The 20,092-nt window shown below is 67.5% G+C and carries 16 protein-coding genes and 1 pseudogene; 6 read left to right on the forward strand and 11 right to left on the reverse strand.

Features of this window, described 5'->3' with window-relative positions; genetic code table 11:
- Nucleotides 1-310: 310 nt before the first annotated feature.
- A complete protein-coding gene (locus tag P7D22_RS11645) occupies nucleotides 311-748 on the forward strand; it encodes a hypothetical protein (RefSeq protein ID WP_319934405.1) in 438 nt (145 codons plus the stop codon).
- Between the two features lie 573 nt (nucleotides 749-1,321).
- Nucleotides 1,322-3,247, forward strand: a complete 1,926-nt coding sequence (locus tag P7D22_RS11650; protein ID WP_319934406.1) for a mechanosensitive ion channel family protein — start codon at nucleotides 1,322-1,324, stop codon at nucleotides 3,245-3,247.
- A 222-nt stretch (nucleotides 3,248-3,469) separates the two neighbouring features.
- Here the strand turns inward: P7D22_RS11650 and P7D22_RS11655 are convergent, their stop codons facing one another.
- Nucleotides 3,470-4,129 carry a sensor histidine kinase gene (locus tag P7D22_RS11655; protein WP_319934407.1) on the reverse strand — a complete coding sequence of 220 codons (660 nt, stop codon included), beginning with the start codon at nucleotides 4,127-4,129 and terminating at the stop codon, nucleotides 3,470-3,472.
- A gap of 786 nt (nucleotides 4,130-4,915) precedes the next feature.
- On the opposite strand from P7D22_RS11655, the gene P7D22_RS11660 reads away from it, so the two are divergent.
- The 3 genes from P7D22_RS11660 to P7D22_RS11670 are packed head-to-tail and all read left to right on the forward strand — an operon-like array spanning nucleotide 4,916 to nucleotide 7,612.
- A complete protein-coding gene (locus P7D22_RS11660; RefSeq protein WP_442916075.1) occupies nucleotides 4,916-6,340 on the forward strand; it encodes an alginate export family protein in 1,425 nt (474 codons plus the stop codon).
- 10 nt (nucleotides 6,341-6,350) lie between these two features.
- Nucleotides 6,351-7,037 (forward strand): YoaK family protein, encoded by a 687-nt coding sequence (locus P7D22_RS11665; protein WP_319934409.1) that lies wholly within the window; start codon nucleotides 6,351-6,353, stop codon nucleotides 7,035-7,037.
- Complete coding sequence (locus tag P7D22_RS11670; protein WP_319934410.1) at nucleotides 7,034-7,612, forward strand: hypothetical protein; 579 nt, start codon at nucleotides 7,034-7,036, stop codon at nucleotides 7,610-7,612. The genes P7D22_RS11665 and P7D22_RS11670 overlap by 4 nt, the downstream gene beginning before the upstream one ends.
- Here P7D22_RS11670 and P7D22_RS11675 read toward each other — a convergent pair.
- The 8 genes and pseudogenes from P7D22_RS11675 to P7D22_RS11710 all read right to left on the reverse strand — a co-directional run bounded on the left by P7D22_RS11675 (nucleotide 7,595) and on the right by P7D22_RS11710 (nucleotide 14,721).
- The gene (locus P7D22_RS11675) at nucleotides 7,595-8,080 is read right to left on the reverse strand and encodes an alpha/beta hydrolase (RefSeq protein ID WP_319934411.1); all 486 of its coding nucleotides are present in this window, start codon (nucleotides 8,078-8,080) and stop codon (nucleotides 7,595-7,597) included. The genes P7D22_RS11670 and P7D22_RS11675 overlap by 18 nt on opposite strands.
- Before the next feature lie 173 nt (nucleotides 8,081-8,253).
- Nucleotides 8,254-9,186 (reverse strand): ring-cleaving dioxygenase, encoded by a 933-nt coding sequence (locus tag P7D22_RS11680; protein ID WP_319934443.1) that lies wholly within the window; start codon nucleotides 9,184-9,186, stop codon nucleotides 8,254-8,256.
- A 129-nt stretch (nucleotides 9,187-9,315) separates the two neighbouring features.
- The gene (locus tag P7D22_RS11685; RefSeq protein ID WP_319934444.1) at nucleotides 9,316-10,395 is read right to left on the reverse strand and encodes an alkene reductase; all 1,080 of its coding nucleotides are present in this window, start codon (nucleotides 10,393-10,395) and stop codon (nucleotides 9,316-9,318) included.
- A gap of 34 nt (nucleotides 10,396-10,429) precedes the next feature.
- The gene (locus P7D22_RS11690) at nucleotides 10,430-11,293 is read right to left on the reverse strand and encodes an alpha/beta fold hydrolase (RefSeq protein WP_319934412.1); all 864 of its coding nucleotides are present in this window, start codon (nucleotides 11,291-11,293) and stop codon (nucleotides 10,430-10,432) included.
- 29 nt (nucleotides 11,294-11,322) lie between these two features.
- Nucleotides 11,323-12,378 (reverse strand): MBL fold metallo-hydrolase, encoded by a 1,056-nt coding sequence (locus P7D22_RS11695; protein WP_319934413.1) that lies wholly within the window; start codon nucleotides 12,376-12,378, stop codon nucleotides 11,323-11,325.
- A 2-nt stretch (nucleotides 12,379-12,380) separates the two neighbouring features.
- Nucleotides 12,381-12,536 (reverse strand): annotated as a pseudogene (locus tag P7D22_RS11700) (DUF1427 family protein); the annotation flags it as partial.
- Nucleotides 12,537-12,547: 11 nt separating this feature from the next.
- A complete protein-coding gene (locus tag P7D22_RS11705; protein ID WP_319934414.1) occupies nucleotides 12,548-14,437 on the reverse strand; it encodes an amidohydrolase in 1,890 nt (629 codons plus the stop codon).
- Nucleotides 14,434-14,721 (reverse strand): DUF1427 family protein, encoded by a 288-nt coding sequence (locus tag P7D22_RS11710; RefSeq protein ID WP_319934415.1) that lies wholly within the window; start codon nucleotides 14,719-14,721, stop codon nucleotides 14,434-14,436. Before P7D22_RS11710 ends, P7D22_RS11705 begins: the two co-directional genes overlap by 4 nt.
- Nucleotides 14,722-14,904: 183 nt before the next feature.
- On the opposite strand from P7D22_RS11710, the gene P7D22_RS11715 reads away from it, so the two are divergent.
- On the forward strand, nucleotides 14,905-16,521 hold the full coding sequence (locus tag P7D22_RS11715; RefSeq protein WP_319934416.1) for a Na+/H+ antiporter: 1,617 nt from the start codon (nucleotides 14,905-14,907) through the stop codon (nucleotides 16,519-16,521).
- Between the two features lie 212 nt (nucleotides 16,522-16,733).
- Here P7D22_RS11715 and lhpI read toward each other — a convergent pair whose 3' ends face one another.
- Nucleotides 16,734-18,437, reverse strand: coding sequence for a cis-3-hydroxy-L-proline dehydratase (gene lhpI, locus P7D22_RS11720; RefSeq protein ID WP_319934417.1), 1,704 nt, complete (start codon nucleotides 18,435-18,437; stop codon nucleotides 16,734-16,736).
- 48 nt (nucleotides 18,438-18,485) lie between these two features.
- Nucleotides 18,486-20,051: an ABC transporter substrate-binding protein gene (locus P7D22_RS11725; RefSeq protein ID WP_319934418.1), complete on the reverse strand. Its 1,566-nt coding sequence runs from the start codon at nucleotides 20,049-20,051 to the stop codon at nucleotides 18,486-18,488.
- Nucleotides 20,052-20,092 lie beyond the last annotated feature (41 nt).

Consider the following 20,092-nt stretch of genomic DNA (forward strand, 5'->3'; position numbering starts at 1 on the left):
CGGTCTTCCTCGAAGGCCAAGAGGTTTCCGGAACCCGGATCGGTGACGGCGTGGCCCTGAAGGCGGTCGACGAACTGCCCGTGGATACGTCAGAAAGGTTGAACAGAAGATGGGACGCCGAAGCCGACGCGATGCCCCGCAAGCCGGGACGCCCCCGGAAGCGGCCAACCTAGTCTAGCCAAGCTGGTCACGGCGCCCCACGACGTGCTCGCCGGCACTGACGTCGGAGATGCCTCCTCCGCCGTCCGGTTCTCACGTGCTCCCATTCATCGGAGGTGGTCGCCGGACCTGTGGATTTGGGAATGACGCCGTGCCGCTCCATCAGCCCCACGTCACGCCACTTCACGTGATCCGCGCAGACGTCATCCACGAAGCGGAGGTGCCGGCGTTCCCGTGGCAATGCCCGGAACCGCATGGCGACTTGACCATCGCCGGTTCGACATTAGAACAAAACGCGAACAATTATGGTCTGGAGCAAGTCGACATGATCGAAGAGGGCGCGCGCGTGAAGCTTCGACCCGAGTCGTTGCTCGGGCGGCAACACCCGGAGATGCTGGGGACGATCGGCATCGTGGGAAGCATCGTCCGTGGATCGCAATGGCGCACCCTCGTTTCACGTCAGGGAGACGGGACGCGTGACGTATCGATGCACATCCGTTTCCGGGAGTTGAACCTCGTGGCCCTGAACGTGCCCGCGAACGACGTGGAAGCCGTGGACCACTTGAATCCTGAGCTCCAGGAGCATTGAACGAGCCGGGACGCGTGGCGGGCGTGGGCGGATGGCGTCGGCTTGCAGCCGGGACGTCATTGTCAAAACAGGGTTGGCCGATGCAGTGCGCCTTTCGCTGGCGGTTCGATAGGTCGGCTCGGTCGGATCCAGAAACGATGACTTCCATGAAGGGAAGCGAGGCATTACCGCTGGAAGTCGGCTGATCGTGCCGCATCAGGACAATTGGATGCGCTCTTGGTGATCTAAGATGCGTCGCAAGCTCGAGAGCCGAGCAGTCCTTCGATCCGAAGCCAAGGTTCTGAACGACGTATGTATGAGGATGCAGTCGCGTCGCACGAACTCACGCCGGCCAGCGCCCGCAGCTCGCGGATGCCGCTGCTCCTGGTGCTATGCCTGGGGCTGACGCCCCATCTCGGGCATGCGGCTCCGATCACAACCGAGTCGGGCGCCGCTTCGTCGGTTCCGGCCGGTGTCGTCGATCCAAAGGTCCAACAGCTCCTCGACCTGCTTGGAGACCCCGACGTGCGCCGGTACCTCGATCAGGGCCGAAACACGGAGCTTCGCATGCAAGCGGCGATGCCCGGGAAGGCCATGAGCGTGAGCCTCGCCGCACGGCTCGACGGATTGCGCAGGCATCTTGGCGACCTCCTCGATTCATCCTCCGAGTTCATCGCGCAGGCCCGGTCCTCGAAGACCATGGCGGTCGAGGCCGTCCGACGATCGAGCGGCGTCTACGCGACGCTCGCGGCTCTCGCGATCTTCATCGCCATGGGCTACGGCGTCCAAGGTTTGTTCCACGTCGCCGGCCGACCATTCCGACGCTGGCTCCTGGAGCTCAGGCTCGATTCGGTGGACGACAGGGTGCGGGCCGTCTTCGCCCGTTTGCTGTACGGCTTCGGCCTGCTCGCGTCCTTCGCGCTCGGGAGCATCGGCGCGTTCCTCTTGTTCGGATGGCCCGAACTCATCAAGGAAACCCTGCTCGCCTACCTGCTGGCGTTCCTGGGCGTCCGCCTCATCACCATCGTCGCTCGCTTCCTGCTCGCTCCCGGGGCCGAACGCTTCAGGGTTGTCCCGGTCGCCACCCGCACGGCTTGGTTCCTTTATCTTCGCCTCACCACCCTCATGACGTTGTTGTCGTTCGGTGGGGCCACCATCGGCGTCCTATCGCGTTTCGGACTGTCGCCGCTCGCGACGGAGTTCGGGCGCGACGCCCTTGGCCTGCTACTCGTGGGCGTCACGGTTGAGGCGGTCTGGCGACTACCCGAAGAACCGGGGCGCAAAACCGACGCCGACGATTCCGCGTACCACCGACGACGCTTGCGGGCACCGTCGTTGACGGTCGCCTCCGTGGCCCTTTGGCTATGCTGGGTCGTGCAGGCTCGGACGGCATTCTGGCTCTTGTCCTTCGTCACCGCCCTGCCGATCGCCATCGCCGTCGCAAAGGCATCGGTGCTGCACGTCCTCCGTCCCACGGGAGCGGAGGACGATGGGCAGATCCTTTCGCTGCAAGCGCACCTTTTCTCGCGCGGCGTGCGGAGCTTCGTGCTCGTGAGCGCCGCTCTCACCCTGGCCTGGGTGTTCGGCGTCGACATCATCTCCCTCACCATGGAGGACACGTTGACGACCCGCCTCGTGCGAGCGGCAGTCAGCGTCGCGGTGATCGGTCTCGCGACGGAATTCCTTTGGACGGCCATCCGCGCCGTGCTCGACCACAAGATGCAACGACCATTGGCCCATGGGGCGTCGGGTCCCGATGCCGGACACGCGGCGCGCCTGCAGACGCTGTTGCCCATCGTCTCCAACATGGCGCTCGCGGCATTGGTGCTCGTGGCGGCCATGATGATGCTGGCCGCCGTCGGCGTCCAGATCGGGCCATTGATCGCAAGCGCCGGCGTGGTGGGGGTCGCGGTCGGGTTCGGGGCGCAGACGCTCGTCAAGGACGTCATTTCCGGCATCTTCTACCTCGTCGATGACGCCTTCCGCATCGGCGAGTACATCCAGAGCGGCAGCTACAAGGGCACGGTGGAGAGTTTCAGCCTGCGATCGGTGAAGCTCAGGCACCAGCGTGGAGCGCTCTACACCATTCCCTTCGGCAGCCTCGGGGCCGTGCAGAACCAGAGCCGCGACTGGGTGGTGGACAAGATCGTGCTCAACGTGCCCTACGGCACCGACCTCGAGCGCGTGCGCAAGCTGATCAAGACCATCGGGGTCGAGCTGACGCAGGACGAAGAGTTCGGGCCCGACATCCTCGCGCCATTGAAGATGCAAGGCGTGGCGCAGTTCGGCGACTATGCGATCCAGATCCAGACCAAGATGATGACGCGCCCCGGCGACGCGCAATTCGCGGCGCGACGGCGGGCGCTGATGATGATCAAGCAGTCATTCGAGGCGAACGGGATCGCTTTGGCAGTGCCGCCCGTGCAGGTTTCCAGGGATGCATCCTTGGCTGCCGCGGCAACGGCAGCCCTGTCCGCGCCACACAGGGTAGGGCACGCGAATGATGACGCGGCTGACTGAAACACCGGTCGCGGGTCGACGCGTACATGGCGGCGTGGCCGGAGGAGGGGCCGATGAAGCCGCTGGAGAGCGACATCATGGGAGTCGTCGTGCTCGACTTAGCCCATGCGGCCGCTCGCCACGACGCCGTAGACGTGGCCGAACCTGACTTCCCGCAGCGATGCGGCGACCAAGTAGGCGATCGTTCCGGTCGACATGGGACGGATCCGGTTCGCATCGACGTCATCGCTTCAGCGATGGGTCACCGTCCGCCAGGCGCGGAACAACGGGCATGGCGAGTGTAACCTTCGTGCCCCGGCCAAGTCCGGTGTCGATGTCCAGCGTTCCGCCGACCGCTTCGACGAAGGCGCGCACGTTGGCGAGCCCATGACCGCTCCCGCCCGGCTTGGTCGTGAAGAAGCGCTCGACGACGGCACTCGCCACCTCCGGCGGCATGCCGGGACCCGTGTCCTCGACCGCGATGAGGACGACCGGCGCCCTGCCGGCGGTCGCCCCACCATGATCCAACGGTTCCGCGGCGCGACATGAGATCCCGATGGCACCTTGACCATTCATGGCCTGGATAGCGTTCAGCACGAGGTTGATGATGGCGTTCTCAAACCCGATCGGATCCGCCACGATGGACAGGTCGTCGTCCTCGACGTCGATCGCGAGCACGATGCCCTCGCCGCAAGCCTGACGACATTGGCGGTGGAGGTGCGTCATGGCCTCCAAGAGGCAGATCCTCTCGATGGCCGCCTCGGCATTTGGACGCAACGTGCGCCGCGCGAGCGTCGCACAACGCTCGAGGCCCAACCGCGCGAGGTCGAGATGCCTGGACGTCTTCGCATCGAGGGTGCCTTTGGCGACGAAGGCGAGGTTGCCAGCCACGACTTGGAGCAAGTTGTTCAAGTCGTGGACAAGAGCGCTTGAACGTAGGCCAACTTCGGCGAGGTCCCCGACGTGAAGGTTGCGTCCCGCCCCGGTCCCAATCACGAAAGCAGTCGAAGACGACATCTGCTTGCCCTCCAGCACATTGGCGTTACCGACCTATGCGTCAGGTCGGCGTTGCTTTGAACCATACGTCCGTATGCCACCCCACCGACCTTCGATCATCTCGTGGCCATGACGACTTCGCCGAAGCGACGCGGTGTTGGTCGGACTGACGCGGAGCGAGCATGCGCGGTCCCTCGAGCCATTGCAGATTTCCAAACGGGTACGAAGATCGAAGCCCACGCCCCGATCGGGCGAAGGCGTGCACGACCATCGAGGCCGTCAGCCCGGCTTGGACGCTTCCCGATCGCGGGCGATCCTGGTGCCGATCGTCAGTGATCAGGCGACCGGCCCCAGGATCGGAGCAGGATCGAGCCAGTGCGTGCAATCCACCCCCCGGCCAAGTCCAAGCGTTCGTGGGGCTCCTGGCGGATCGAGGCAAAGACCCTCGAGGAGGGTCGCGAAGATGCACCTTCCCGTTCGGGCCGTGCATGACGTGACCCGACGTACCATTCGATCATTCGGGTCCTGCGTCCAAACGTTCGCCGATTTCGACAAGAGCCCCATCATCGGCACAGCTATCCCTGCATCGTTCAACCGTGAGGAGAACGGGATCGTGGTGGAGTGAATAGTCGACCGAAGCTCGTGGCGCTCGGTCTTCCGACCTGGGCCAGCAAGGCCATGAGCCTTCCGCTGATGATCGGCTTGATCGCATGGGCGGTGCCGCAACCGGGGCACGCCGAAGACGCCGCGGCCACCAACGCCGGCAACCCGCCCGACGCGTCGCCGCAGGGCGCGGCGGCTCCATCCAGGCCCGTCATCAAAGCCAACCGGTGGCAGGAGGACTGGTCGGCACTCGCGAGCCCTTCCTTGCGCAAACGGCCGTTCGACGACCTCAAGTACGTCCCCCTGTTCCCGCCGGATCCGAAGAGCTACGTCTCGCTTGGGCTCACGCTGCGGGAGCGCTTCGAGTCGAACGACGCGCCCGGCTTCGGCATCGGCGGCGTCAAGGGCGACGCCTACCTCCTCGACCGCCTGCAGTTCCACGTCGACATCCGTCCGGACGAGAACTGGCAGGTCTTCGCGCAGTTCGAAGACGTGCGCGCACCTGGGAAGCGGACCATCACCTCCGTGGACGAGAACCCGCTCGACCTTCGCCTCGCTTTCCTCAGCTACACGAAGACCTTCGAGCCAGGCACCTTCAAGTTCCGTCTCGGCCGACAGGACTTCGCCTTCGACCTGCAACGCTTCGTCTCCTCGCGCGACGGACCGAACGTGCGGCAAGCCTTCGACGCCATCTGGGCCGACTGGGAAAGCGGCCCTTGGCGCGTCCTCGGCTTCGTCAGCCAACCCGTGCAGTACAGCTTCGCCGATCCCTTCGACGACGCCTCGAACCGCGACTTCCTGTTCTCCACCGCGAGGATCGAGCGCAAGGTGTTCGACGACGACGAACTGTCGGCCTATTGGGGGCGCTATCAACGCAGCAACGGCCGCTACCTGGATGGGTTCGGCGAGGAGCGGCGCGACGTCTTCGACGCCCGTTTCGCCGGCTCGGCGGACGGCTTCGACTGGGATCTCGAAACAATGGGCCAGATCGGTCGCGTCGGCGCGAAGTCGATCGAGGCCTATGCGGTCGGAACGCGCACCGGCTACACGATGGCCGACCTGCCCTGGACGCCGAGGATCGGCATCCAGGCCGACACGGCCTCCGGCGACCGGCACGGGGGTGACGGCACGGTGGGCACCTTCAACCCGCTCTTCCCCAACGGCTACTACTTCACGCTGGCGGGCTACACGGGCTCCGCCAACCTCATCCACCTGAAGCCGTCGCTCACGGTCGAGCCGGCCGCGGGTCTGACCCTGACGGGGGCGTTCGGCCTGCAGTGGCGGCAGACGACCGCCGACGCGATCTACGTGCAACCGAGCGTCGCGTTGCCGGGCACGCAGGGCCGGGGCGACCGGTGGACGGGCGCCTATGGGCAGCTTCGCGCCGACTACGTTTTCGACGCCAACACGACCGGGGCCGTCGAAGCCGTGCACTACGACGTCGGCGATACGATTCGGCGCGCCGGGGGGCGCGACAGCGACTATCTCGGCGTCGAAATGAAATTCGCCTGGTGAGGACACCCGCATGATCTCGAAACCGAGCCTCGGCACCCTCCTCAGCTTCAACGGCGGCTACGTCGACACGGCGGGGTTCCTGGCCCTGCAGGGCCTGTTCACGGCGCACGTCACCGGCAACTTCGTCACGTTCGGGGCCGCGATCGCGAATGGCACGAGCGGCGCCTATGCGAAGCTCCTCGCCTTGCCGGTCTTCTGCGTCGTCGTCGTCTCGACCAGGCTCGTGAGCCACCGCCTCATCGACCGCGGTTGGCCAGTGCTCACCATCCTCCTCACGGCCCAGACGGTCCTGCTCTTCGCGGGCGGAACCCTCGCGATCCTCCTCGGCCCGTTCGCGAACGCGGACACCGGCCCCGCACTGCTGACGGGCATGACGCTCGTCACCGCCATGGCGGTCCAGAACGCCGCCCATCGCGCCCACCTGGCCGAAGTGCCCCCATCGACCCTGATGACAGGCACCACCACGCAGATCATGATCGACGTCGCCGACCTCGCCTGCGGAAAGACGGACGCCTCGGTGGTGAGGCCACGGTTGGTCCGCCTCGCATCGAGCGTGGCGACCTTCGCGGTCGGATGTGGCCTTGCCGCGCTCCTCTACGCCGCGCTCGGCTGCTGGTGCTTCGCGATCCCGCCCCTCGTCATGCTCGTCGGACTCGTGATGAACGAGCCCATCCCCGCAAGGGTCCGCGCGTCGTGAGCGGCACGGTCCTTCTTTCCGCCATGGTCAGCATCGTCACCGGATACATCGGCTCGTTGCTCAGCACCGGCTGGCTGCGCAAGCAGGAGCGCCGGATTTACGGCTTGGCGCTCCTGGCCGAGGTCAAATCCATCCACCGCAGCCTGTGGCGCTACCAAACCCGGATGGAAGTCGTGACGGGATCCTCCGGATCGCGGTACAAGGACCTGCGCCTGGTGCTCGGCCTGTGGCGTCAGGATCTTTCGGTCTACGCCAACAACTCGGGCCACATCGGCCTCTTTTCGGCCCGCACCGCCGTCGAGATCATCGAGTTCTACCACCGGGTCCGCTGGCTGGAACTGCGCGTCGCGGAGCTGGACGCGGAGGCGTCGCCCGACGACGAGGTCCTCTCCCGGTGGCTTGCGGCACAGAACGAGGCCCTGCGCCTCGCCCGACAGCACAGCCGCTACCTCGGACGGCTGCTCCGTCGGGAAATCCCGGCGACGGCGGGCGAACGCTTCCGCGCCGTCAGGCGCGGTCGTTGGCGGCGTCGCGCGATCGGATCGCGTCGCCGCTTCCTACGCTCCGTCGGGTGAACCTTGGCGACCTAGGCCCGCGTTCCAACCACCCTCCGTTTCGGACAGCCAACGGGCGACCAGGTGCCCGTCGTCGGGGGTCAGGCCGTGCCCGGTCCTCAAGACCTCCTGGCGCACCCGTGCCCCGCCCAGTCGCAGGATCTCGGCGAGGCGCCTCGCATCCGCCACGGTCGCGATCGGATCCATGGCGCCCGAGAGGATCAGCACCGGCGCGTCGGGTCCGGGTTGCGCCACGTCCTCGAGCACCGTCATGGGGCGCAACAGGGCCGCCCCGGACAGGAGGCCCGGGTGGCGCGCGAGGAGCACGGCCGCGACGTTGGCGCCGTTGGAATAACCGACCGCGACCGGGGCCGCGAGGCCGTAGGTCCGTCGCGCGTCGACGACGAAGCGCGCAAGGTCGTCGGCGCCCCGACGAACCTCGTCGGGGTCGAACACGCCCTCGGCCCGTCGGCGGAAGAAGCGCGGCATGCCACGCTCCGTCACGTTCCCGCGGGGCGACAAGACCGCTGCCCCCGGCGCGACCGACGTCGCGAAGGAAAGCAGGTCCACTTCGTCTCCCCCGGTGCCATGGAGGAGCAGGAGGGGCGTGCGGTCGGGTACCTCGCCTGGGACGTACCGATGAACGAAGCCCAGGTCGGGGTTCATCCGGCCAACTCCGGCAACACCGCCTGGATCCGGGCCCGGTCACTCTCCAAGAAGGACGGCAGCTTGAGCGATTGACCCAAGGTCTCGCCAGGCTCGTCGACCGCGAACCCCGGCTGGTCGGTCGCAATCTCGAAGATCACCCCGCCGGGCTCGCGCAGGTACACGGAACGGAAGTAGTTGCGATCCTTCTGCTCGGTCGTCGCCAACCCATGGTCGTTTCGCAACTTGCGCACCATCTCGGCCTGCGCGGCGTCGTCGGCGGCCCGGAACGCCACGTGATGGACCGATCCCCCACCCTGGCGTCCACGCGGCAGTCCAGGTTCGACGCGGAGGTCCACCACGCCGCCAATGGCGACGTCGGGGGCGAGGAAGCGGGAGGTCGCCCCTTCCTTGCCGGCAGCGACGAAGCCCATGACGTCGGTGAGCACGCCAGCCGTCGGGGCGGCGTCGTTGACGAGGAGGGTGACGCCGTGAAAGCCCCGGAGGGCGTGTTCCGCCGGAACGCCGCCGTGCTCCCAATGTGGTTCCGCCCCTATGCCCTCGAGCCCCACGAGCGCGAGGCGCATTCCGTCCGGGTCGGTGAACGACAGCACGGATGCCCCGAAACGCCGGACGGGCGCCTCGACGGCGGCGCCGCCGTACCGGAGCCGTTCCGTCCACCAGGCGAACGAGCCCGCGGGAACCCGGAAGGACGTCTCCAGCGTCTCCCCGGCCCCTAGCCGTCCAGGAGAGACGCCGTCCCAGGGGAAAAAGGTCAGGATGCTGCCCGGGGATCCCGCGGCGTCGCCGTAGTAGAGGTGATAGGTGCCGGGATCGTCGAAGTTCACTGTGCGCTTCACCAAGCGCTGACCCAGCACCTTGGCGTGGAAGTCCAGATTGCACTGCGCGGGGCCGGAGATGGCCGTCACGTGATGGATCCCCTTAGACATGTCGTCCTCCAAGTTTTGAGCCGCCCAACCGAACAAGGCAAAGGTAGTCAAGACGTCCATCCACAGAACTGAGAATAGATCGGTGCCGTCGATCAAGAATATGGATGGATCGCCTCGTGCCGAGCATCATCATTCGGCTGCGACCGGATAATCGACGTAGCCTTCCGGCCCCTGCGTGTACCAAGTCGCCATTTCATCGGGGGCGAGTGGCACCCCTTTCGCCAGGCGACGTGGCAGGTCCGGATTCGCCAGGAACCCGCGGCCGAAGGCGATCGCGTCCGCTTGACCGGCTTCGACCGCGCGTCGGGCGCGCGCGCCATCGAAGTCGGAGTTCAGGACGAGCGGCCCCTGGAAATGCCGCCGGATCGTCGGATGGACGGGCGGGTGGTCCGGCTTGCCGCGCGTGCCATCCTCGGGTGGTTCGCGCAGTTCGAGAAAGGCGATCCCGATGTCCGACAACATGCCCGCCGCGGCGGCGAAGAGGCGTTCAGGATCCGGATCGTTCACGCCCTGGCTCTCGCCGTTCGGGGACAAGCGGACACCCGTGCGATCCGGCCCGACGACGGCGGCGACGGCCTCGACGACTTCCTGCAGCAGTCGGACGCGATGCGTGATCGAGCCACCATAGGCGTCGGTCCTGAGATTCGAGCTCGCCCGCAGGAACTGGTCGATCAGGTAGCCGTTCGCGGCATGCACCTCGACCCCGTCGAAACCGGCGTCGAGCGCGTTGCGCGCCGCGTTCCGGTAATCCCCGAGCAGTGCCGGGATCTCGCCGACAGCCAACGGCCTGGCTTCCACGTGCGGCGGCTTCCCACCATAGGTGTGCGCGTGACCGGGAGCCGTCGTGGCCGACGCGGACACGGGTTGCCCGCGTCCGGGCATGCTGGGATGGACGAGCCGCCCCATGTGCCAGAGTTGGCAGACGATGCGCCCGCCCGCGGCATGGACCGCCGAGGTCACCGGGCGCCAGGCCTCGACCTGCTCGTCGTTCCAGATCCCGGGCGTGTAGGGCCAGCCGAGTCCTTGCAGGCTGACGCCGGTGGCTTCGGAGATGATCAGCCCGGCGCTCGCGCGCTGCCGGTAGTATTCCGCCATGAGTGGCGTCGGCACGTGATCGCTGGTCGCTCGGGCGCGGGTCAGGGGCGCCATGAGCATCCGGTTTGGCGCGTCGATGGCGCCGAGGCGGATCGGGTCGAACAGGGAGGGCATGGGTCTTTCCTTGAGGTCGGGGAGGAGGGGGCCGTCAGCCCTTCCAGGGCTGCAGGAAGTCGAGGAGCAGGGCATTGACCTCCTCTGGCCTCTCCTCCTGCGGAAGGTGGCCACAACGCGGGATCGGCACCGCGCGAAGGTCGTCGGCCATCTCGGCCCAGACGGACCGCATGTCGAACATCCCGCCCACGGCTTCGAAATCGGCCCCCCAGAGCGACAACACGGGGCAGGCGATCTTCGCCTCGGCGTCGACGAGGTCCTGCGCCACGTCCTCGGCGCTGGCGCGGTAGTCCGCCATCGCGCCCCGGACGGCCCCCGGCCGACGGTAGGCCCGGACGTAGGTCTCGAAGTCCGCCCCCGTGATCGCCTGGGGGTCGTAGCACCAGTCCGAGAAGAAGTGCCGAAGCCACAAGTCCTCCCGTCCGGCGATGAGCGCCTCCGGCAGGTCAGGCACGAGATGGAAGAAGAAGAACCAATAGGCCCGCGCCTTCCCGGCATCCAAATCGCGCGCTACGATCCGGGTCGGCACGTTGTCCATTACGACGAGCCGGTCGATCAGGTCCGGATGGTCCTTGGCGAAGCGCGTCGCGACGCGGGCGCCACGGTCGTGCCCCACCAGCGCGACCTTCGGGACGTCGAGCGCGCGCATCAACTCGACGAGGTCACGCGCCATGGTGCGCTTGTCGTAACCCGTCGCGGGTTTGTCCGTCTCCCCGTACCCACGCAGGTCGGGAGCGATGACGCGGTAGCGCGCGGACAACGCCGGGATCTGGTGCCGCCACGCGAAGCTCGTCTCGGGAAAGCCATGGAGGAGGAGGACGGGCGGCCCCTCGCCCGCGTCGAGGTAGTGCTGGCGTATGCCGTTCGCGTGGACGGTGTGATGATGGATCGGAGACATGGCGACCCTTTCGGACGGTGCGACCCTGGTCAGGGCGCCGGAGGCGTCAGGACGGTGGTGTAGTTGGCGGGCACCCACATGAAGCGGTCGCCGTCGCGCCGGACGTGGCCGAGGCCCGGGAAGCCGATGTGGGCGGCGGCGACCCATTCACCGTTTCCGGCCGCCTCCGCGTAGAGCGCGTCGCGGGACCGCTCCGCCGATCGCGCGTCGCTGTCGTAGGTCACGGTCACGTCCGGCCGCGGGAACTGAACCGGTGCCACGTGCACGACGTCGCCCCACGCCAGGAGGCGCTGGCCCCGGCTCTCGACGAGGTAGGAGCTATGTCCAGGCGTGTGGCCCGGCGTCGCGATCGCGCGGATCCCGGGCAGGACCTCCGCGCCGTCCTCGAAAGTGGAGAACCGTCCGCCGTCCCGGTAGGGCTGCAGGGCCTTCCGGGCGACGCCGAACATGGGGAGGAGGTTCGCGGGCGCGTTCGGCTCGTGGGAGGCGTCCAGCCAATAGTCCGCGTCCCGGCGGCTGACCCGCACCGTGGCGTTCGGGAAGGCGGCATGGTCATCTTTGAGGATGCCGCCCACGTGGTCCATGTGCAGGTGCGTGAGGAGCACGACGTCGACCTGGTCCGCCCGATAGCCCGCGGCCAGGAGGTTGGACAACAGACGTCCACAGCAGGCCCCGTAGAAGGAACCCGCGCCGGCATCGATCAGCACCAACTGCTTCCCGGTGTTGACGAGGAAGCCGTTGATGGAGCCCTCCGGGGGTGCCTTCAAATCGACGGCCCCGAGGAGGGCGTCCGTCGTGCCGGGCTCCGCCTTCTCCAGGAGGTCCGCGCCGCCGGTCCCGTTCATCCGCTGCAGGACCGCGTAGGCCGGAAACCCGTGCGTGCCGTCGAGCAATGCCGTGACCTCGAAGTCGCCGAGCATGAACCGGTAGTAGCCCGGCGCCTGCGTGCGAAGCTGCGGCGCGCCGGCCATCGCGGGGAGTTCCGCGCCGAGCAGGGCGCAAATGGCCATGGGGACGACCCAGCCATGCCAAGCTCGCGACGAGAGGATCGTCGGAACGGCCTGGAACATCTTCGGGAACGCCATCACAATCCCCTGGCCAAGGCGACGACGGCCTCGCCCGCCAACATCCCGAGGAGGCCGACGAGCGCGATGGCAGGGGGTGCGGGGGAACGCACGCGAAGCAGGCTGTAGACGATGCCGGCCAGGACGCCGGCCCCGAGCGGGACGAGGTAGGTCTGCACGGTGGCCTCCCTCAAACGGCCCAGCAGGCGCATCCGAGCGCGCCCCAAAAGCCCTTGAGGTCGGAGATCGGCAGCCGGCTCGACCAGGCGGTCGCATGGTCGTGGCCGTGGAGACCGCAGGCGTCGGCGCAGCCACACGCCTGGGCCGCCATGCGCCGGAAGGCGGTCGCAGCCTCCGAAGGTTCCTCGCGCTCGCCCCAGGCCGCGTAACCGCCGAAGCGGCGCACGGGCGACCAATCGGGCATGGCGGGCGGGACGGGGTTGTCGTCGAGGTTCGCGAAGGGACCCGCGCCATAGACCACCTTCCCGCCCACCATCGTCAGGTCCGACGTCGTGTCGGCGATGTCCGCCTCGGCGCAGGAGAAGAAATCGCGGTCGGGCACCACGAGGTCGGCGAACTGACCGACCGCGATGCGGCCCTTCCGACCTTCCTCGTTCGAGAACCACGTGACGTTCTCGGTCCACATGCGCAGCGCGGTCTCGCGGTCGAGGCAGTTGCGCCTGGGGTAGAGCTGCATGCCCCCGACGGTCCGCCCGGTGACGAGCCAGGCGAGGGACACCCAAGGATTGTAGGAAGCAACGCGCGTCGCGTCCGTCCCGGCCGACACGTGAACGCCCTTCTCGAGCATGGTGGCGACCGGCGGGGTCGCCTCGGCCGCGCCGTGGCCATAGCGCTCGACGAAGTATTCCCCTTGATAGGCCATGCGGTGCTGGACGGCGATGCCGCCGCCGAGCGCCGCGACGCGGTCGATGTTCGCGGGCGAGATCGTCTCGGCATGGTCGAAGAACCAGTTGAGGCCCTGCAACGGCACGTCCTGGTCGACCTTCTCGAAGACGTCGAGCGCCCGCGAGATCGTCTCGTCGTAGGTCGCGTGGAGGCGCCAAGGCCAACGGTTCTCGGCAAGGACCCGGACGACGCCCTCGAGATCGCCCTCCATCCCGGGTTCCATGTCCGGGCGGGGCTGCCGGAAATCCTCGAAGTCGGCGGCCGAGAACACCAGCATCTCGCCCGCGCCGTTGTGGCGGAAGTAGTCGCTGCCCTGCTTGTACTTGGACGTCCGGGTCCAGTTGAGGAAGTCCTCCTTCTCCCCCTTCGGCTTCTGCGTGAAGAGGTTGTAGGCGAGGCGGACCGTGAGCTGGCCCTCGTCGGCGAGCTTCTGGATGACGGCGTAATCGTCCGGGTAGTTCTGGAAGCCGCCGCCGGCGTCGATCGCCCCGGTGACGCCGAGCCGGTTCAGCTCGCGCATGAAATGGCGGGTCGAGTTCAGCTGGTAGTCGAAGGGCAGCTTGGGGCCCTTCGCGAGCGTGGCGTAGAGGATCGCCGCGTTGGGCTTGGCGAGGAGCAAACCCGTCGGGGTGCCCGAAGAATCCCTGACGATCTCGCCGCCCGGAGGGGCGGGCGTGTCCTTGGCGTAGCCGCAGGCTCGGAGGGCCGCGCCGTTGAGGAGCGCCCGGTCATAAAGGTGGAGCAGGAACACCGGCGTGTCGGGCGCGACCGCGTTCACCTCGTCGAGCGTCGGCAGGCGCTTTTCGGCGAATTGATGCTCGGTGAAGCCGCCGACGACCCGCACCCATTGAGGCGGCGGGGTGACCGCCACCTGTCGCTTCAGCATGGACATGGCGTCGGCGAGGGAGCGCACGCCATCCCACCGGAGCTCCATGTTGAAGTTCAGGCCGCCTCGGATGATGTGGAGGTGGTTGTCGATGAGGCCCGGCAGCACGCGGCGGCCGCGCAGGTCGACGACGCGCGTGCCCGGGCCGGCAAGGGGGAGGACCTCGCGGTCGTGCCCCACCGCCGAGAAGGCGCCGTCCTTGATCGCCACGGCGCTCGCGGTCGGGTTGGCGCGGTCGAGCGTCGTGAAAAGCCCGCGGTGCAGGATCAGGTCGGGGGCATCGGTCATGATCTTCGTTCCTGTGTGGGGGCCAAGGTGGGCGCTGTCCCGCGGGCGTGCCGGCCCGGAAGGTCGCCGAACACGTGGAGAGGGGCGCCTGCGGCCCTGCAGGCCGCCGCGAAGCTGGTGCCGCCCAGGAGGCGGCGGCCGACCGGCAGGACCTGCTCGCCGAGCAGGATGCCGAGGAGGCCCACCAGGGCCACGACGGGCGGGGCGGGAGAGGCCACGCCGAGCATGCCGTACAGGAGCCCCACCACCAAGCCGGCGGCAAGCGAAATGGCATAGGGTTTCACCGGCACCTCGCAGCGGGACGACGGGTCACCTATGCCCCCGATGGGGTGCGGCGGGATTGAACGTTGTCGCGGGCTTTTGGACGTTTCGACGCCCGTCCACGCCACGCTTTGGTGCGCGTTTCGAACAAGACCCGTGCCTTGCGCGCCTCCATGGAGGAGCACCGCCGCCCGCCCGGGATGACCATGTCGCCGACCGCAACCTTCCAGTTCATCCTCGTGCTCCTGGCCGTCGTCGTGCTCCTCGAACGGATCGCGCGGCGCTTGGGACTGCCGCCCTCGGCCCTGCTGGTCCTCGCGGGCGTCTGCCTCGCATTGGTGCCCGGGGTACCGGAGGTGCACCTCGACCCCGACCTGACCCTCGTGCTGTTCCTGCCGCCGCTGCTCTTCTCGGGCGCCTACTTCACGGTCTGGCGCGACTTCCGGGCCAACCTCCGCATCATCATGCAACTCGCGGTCGGGGCCGTCGCGTTCACGACGCTGGTGGTGGGCGTCGTGACCCATTGGCTCGTGCCGGGCCTACCCTGGGCGGCCTGCTTCGCGCTCGGCGCGATCGTGTCGCCGCCCGATGCGGTGGCGGCCAAGGCGGTGCTCCAGGGTCTTCCCCTGCCAGGCCGGCTCGTCACCCTGCTCGAAGGCGAGAGCCTGGTGAACGACGCCGCCGGCCTGGTGCTCTTCCGTTTCGCGATCGCGGCCGGGATGACGGGGATCTTCGACCCGTGGCTCGCCGTGGGCACGTTCACGCTCCTGGCCGTCGGCGGCGTCGTGGTCGGCCTCGCCTTCGGGTGGATCACGTCGCGGGTGCTCGGCCTGTTGCGGGAACCGCACCTGAACATCGTCGGCGGTTTCCTGGCCGCCTGGGCATCCTACGTGCTCGGCGAGCACCTGCACGTCTCCGGCGTGCTGGCCACCGTAACGGCCGGGCTCGTCATCGGCTGGCGCCAACACGAGGTCTTCGGCGCCCTGACGCGGGTGCAGGCGAACGCGGTCTGGTCCGTGGTGGTCTTCGTGCTCGAATCCCTGATCTTCATCCTGATCGGACTGGCCCTGCGCAACGTGCGGGACCGCCTGGGCGCCGCGGGCGTCGATCCCGCCGCCCTTCTTCCCGACATCGCCGTGATCGTCACGGCGCTCGTCATGGCTCGGTTCGCCTGGGTCATGACGTCCACTTACCTCGTGCGCTTCCTGTTCCCCGCCGTGCGACGGCGCGATCCCTACCCATCCGTCGCGGTGCCGATCGTGATCGGCTGGGCCGGCATGCGCGGCGTGGTGAGCCTGGCCGTCGCGTTGTCGATTCCGGACAGCTTCCCTGGACGAGACTTCATCATGGCTGCCACCATGGCCGTCATCCTCGTGTCCATCCTGCTCCAGGGCACGACCCTACGACCGCTCATCACCGCCCTGCGCCTGCAAGGCTTCGCCCTCGAGCGACAGGGCACGCTTTCGGAAGCACAAGCTCGGATCCAGATCGCTGAAGCGGAGGCCCACGCCCTTGCCGTCCATTCCCGGCAAGCGGATGGCCGGGAGCTCCACCCCCGTCTCGTCGAACAATACCGACACCGCGCCTCGATGGCGACGCGCTACGTCGAATCGAGCGGGCGTTTGGCGGACGACCGTCGCGCCCACTTCGAGGCCGTGATGGTGGCCAACGCGGCGGGCCGGAGACGTTTGCTGGAGCTGCATAGGAAGGGCGACGTCCACGATTCCGTCCTGCACACCCTCGAAGCCGACCTCGACCTCGAAGAGATCGGCGCACAGCGCATTCTCGAAAGCCAGGGTTTCGCGCTGGAGACCGGAACATGAGTCGTGAAACAGACGGGACGGATCACCCATCTTCCAACGGCTCATTGGAGCCGAAAGGCAGCAAGCGTGAAAGCGCCGTTCGCGGCATCGAGCGCTTGCGAGTCTCCGGAGATCGACTGCCACCGAGAGACGCGACGGCCGTGTCGATGCGCTTGGACGCTGCCTGCTTCATTAGGCCCGTGTCCCATCAGGGATTTAATCCAAACAGTCCGCTATGCCTGCCCCTGAAGCCAATCCGGCAGGCGTGAGGCCGCTTGACCCGAAACCAACGCCCCAACGCAATCGGCCAACGTGCCGAGCCGTACGGTGCAACCGGACAATCCGGGGCCGTAATGAGCGTACTTCGCCGACGTGGTGATGACGCTCACCGCGTCCACCGGGAACACGGGACGCGAGATCGAGCACCAGCACAGATCCGATATCAACGTCACGCCGCATTTCGTGAGGCGCGCCCGTGTGCCCTCCGCTTCGGCCAAACCCATCACCTGCCGTCCCACGGTGACGATCGCGGTCACGCGAGGATGACGGCTTTTTCCGCCCAGCGCTTCGGCCAGGGTCCGGCACTCCTCGAGCGACGCATGGGGGCTGCCGATCGCGACGAGATCAATCGCTTCTGGCCCGGCGTTCAACCGCCGCCAACCCTCCGCCAGGTCGTTAGGCGTGATGGCGATGCGCGGCGCGGTCGGCAGGGTTGCGGCATCGGCTTCTGGCGTAACGCCCTCGATGTGCAGCATGGGGGCCGCGGCGGTGGTGCCGAAAGCGGCGCACAGCGCCTTCAAGTCGTCCCGCGAGGGGGACGCCTTCTCGAGCCCTCGCAGGAGCGGAACGCGATCGCGCGCGGCATGGCCCGCCAGGTAACCGATCAGCGGCCATGCGGACGCGTCGGCTCCGTCCGGCAGATCGACGTCGATGATCAGCCGGGCGCGACGTTCCGCATCCAGGTAAGGGCCGATCAGGGGCGCGCGGCCGGTGAGCGCGATGCAGAGGTCGAGGAAGTCCGGGTGCTTGGCGGTGCGGGCGCCCAAAACGGAGTTGGCGAAGATCACCGCGTTCGACTCCGACCAGCCAATGGCCTCGTCCCTTTCCGGAACGTCGTCCAGGAGGTAGGGGGCACAGGTGAAGGTCGGACGACATCCCATCCGCACATAGGCATCGGCCAACCGCATCGCGGGCTCTCCGAAGGCGGTGCACACCCCTTGGGCTCGCCAGTTTTCCCGGTCGACCGAGATGGCGTTAGTCGTGGTCGGAATGCAGACGCGCCCGCCCTTTGCCTCCATCGCCTCAGCGAAAGCGAGATTGGCGGGACCGGCATAAATGCAGCCATCGATATGGGCGCGACGCACATCGATCAATTCCGCGGCACCCTGCTGCCGCGCCATGGCCACCAGGATGCGCATCGCCTGAGCCGCGGCCTCGCCGGCCTCTCCGTTCAGGAGAGCGCGGTCGCGGACCGACAGGACGAGGTCAGTTCCGAGCGTGGGCGACAGCGGGATCTCCACTCCCTCGGACTGCACCAGAGTGTCCGTGATCCGCGCCTCCTTGGCGCGCGCCAACATCGAGAAGGCTTGCGCCGATAGGCGCAGGACCGGGAGGCTATGGCCGAACATCTCGACGGCGACGAGCGCACCGAGCGTTGCCACGTCTTCGGGTTCGGTGAAGACGAGCGCGGCCGGGGCGCGGCCCGCGAGGGCTAGGTCCAGGAGCACGCCGGAGCCCGAGCAGGAGCCACGGCTCGTCGACATCAGGACGATGGCCCCGCAGAGGTCGACGCCGCACTGGGGATGGTGGGCATCGACGATGCTGCCGCTCGCTGGGTCGACCCCGCCCCAGAAGCTCAAGGGTTCGCTCAGACAGACGATGCGGCCCTGCGCAAGGCCGCCCAGGATCCGCCTGCCAGTTGCTGCTGTGGGTGTCATCATAGTTCGACCGCGTAGGCGGGCAGAACGAAGCCCATGTGCCGTGGCTCAGGATGTGAGCCATACCTTCTCGCCGATGCGCTGACCCATGAGGTCGAAGAGCGGATGAGGCCCCATGCCCCTGACCTTCGGGCCGCCGGCCTCGAGATAATCGATGAACATCGGAATGACGGCGCCTCCATCCTCGGAGATCATCTTCTGCAAGTCGAAGTACATGGCCTTGCGCTTGCCGCCATCAGCCTCCGTCCGGGCCGCGAGAAGGATGCGGTCGAACGCGGGCCGCTTCCAGAAGGTCTCGTTCCAGGCCGCATCGGACTTGTAGGCGATCGTGAGCATTCCGTCCGCGGTCGGGCGTCCGCCCCAATATGAGGCGCAGAACGGCGCCTTCATCCACACCGATCCGAAGTAGCCGTCGGCCGACTTGCGTTCGACCGTCATGTCGATCCCCGCCGGCTTGCCGGCCACCTGATACAGGAGGGCGGCATCTGTCGCGCCCGTGAAGGCGGCGTCCGACACCGCGAGCGTGACCGGCAGGCTGGACAGGCCGGCCTGCTTCAGATGGAAACGCGCCTTGTCGGGATCATAGGCGTGTTGCGGCAGGTCGGCCGCGAAGAACGGGCTGGAGCGCGGGATCGGGTGATCGTTGCCGACCACGCCATAGCCGTGCAGCACCGTGTCGATGATCTTCTGCCGGTCGATGCCGTATTTGAGGGCGAGCCGTACGTTGTTGTCGTCGTAGGGCTTGTCGGTGACGTTCATCAGGAAGGTGGCGTGCTGGCCCGCGGAATTGCGGATCACCTGCAGGCCGGGCCGGCGCGCCACGAGATCGACCGTGCGCGCGTCCATGCGGTTGATGACGTCCACCTGGCCGGAGATGAGGGCGTTGGTGCGCGCCGTGGTGTCGGCGATGCAGCGGATTTCGATGGCGTCCACGTGGGCGCGGCCCGCCTTCCAATAATCGCCGCGCTTCCTGGTGATGGAGCGAATGCCGGGCTCGAAGACCTCCAGGGTGTAGCCACCCGTGCCGACGGGCTTCATCCAGTCCGACCAGCCGTTCGGGACCACGAAGAAGTGGTAGTCCGACAGGAGGTAGGGCAGGTCCACGTTGCCGCTTGAGAGCGTGATGGCGATCTGGCTCGGACCCAGCTTCCTGATGTCGACGATGTCCTCGAGCGTGGCCTTGGCAGCCGACTTTGTATCCCCGCGATGCAGGTTCAGCGAATAGATGATGTCGTCGGCATCGAGCGTCTTGCCATTGGAGAAGGTCACGCCCTTGCGAACGTCGAACACCCATTCGGCGAAGCCGGGCTTGGCGTCCCAACGTTCGAGCAACTCTGGCACCGGCTGGTTGTGCTCATCGATTTCGATGAACCCGTTCATCACCTGATAGGCCAGGTTGACCGGCACCCAATCCGTGATGGTGCGTGGGTCGAGGCTGTCGGAGGTCGCGCCGCCCGACATGCCGAGCCGCAACGTGCCCCCGGAGGTAGGGGTGTCGCCGGCGGCCCATGCCGTTCGCCACGGCGCGAGGGCCGCGGTCGCACCGACGGAACCGGCGCCGCCGAGCAGGGTCCGACGGTCGAGGCCGCCACGGAGTGAACCGGACTGAGTCACGTCGCCATCTCCCCCGCTTCATCGCGGTCCACGAAGCGTAG

Source organism: Lichenihabitans sp. Uapishka_5, from assembly GCF_033947565.1.
GTDB lineage: Bacteria > Pseudomonadota > Alphaproteobacteria > Rhizobiales > Beijerinckiaceae > Lichenihabitans.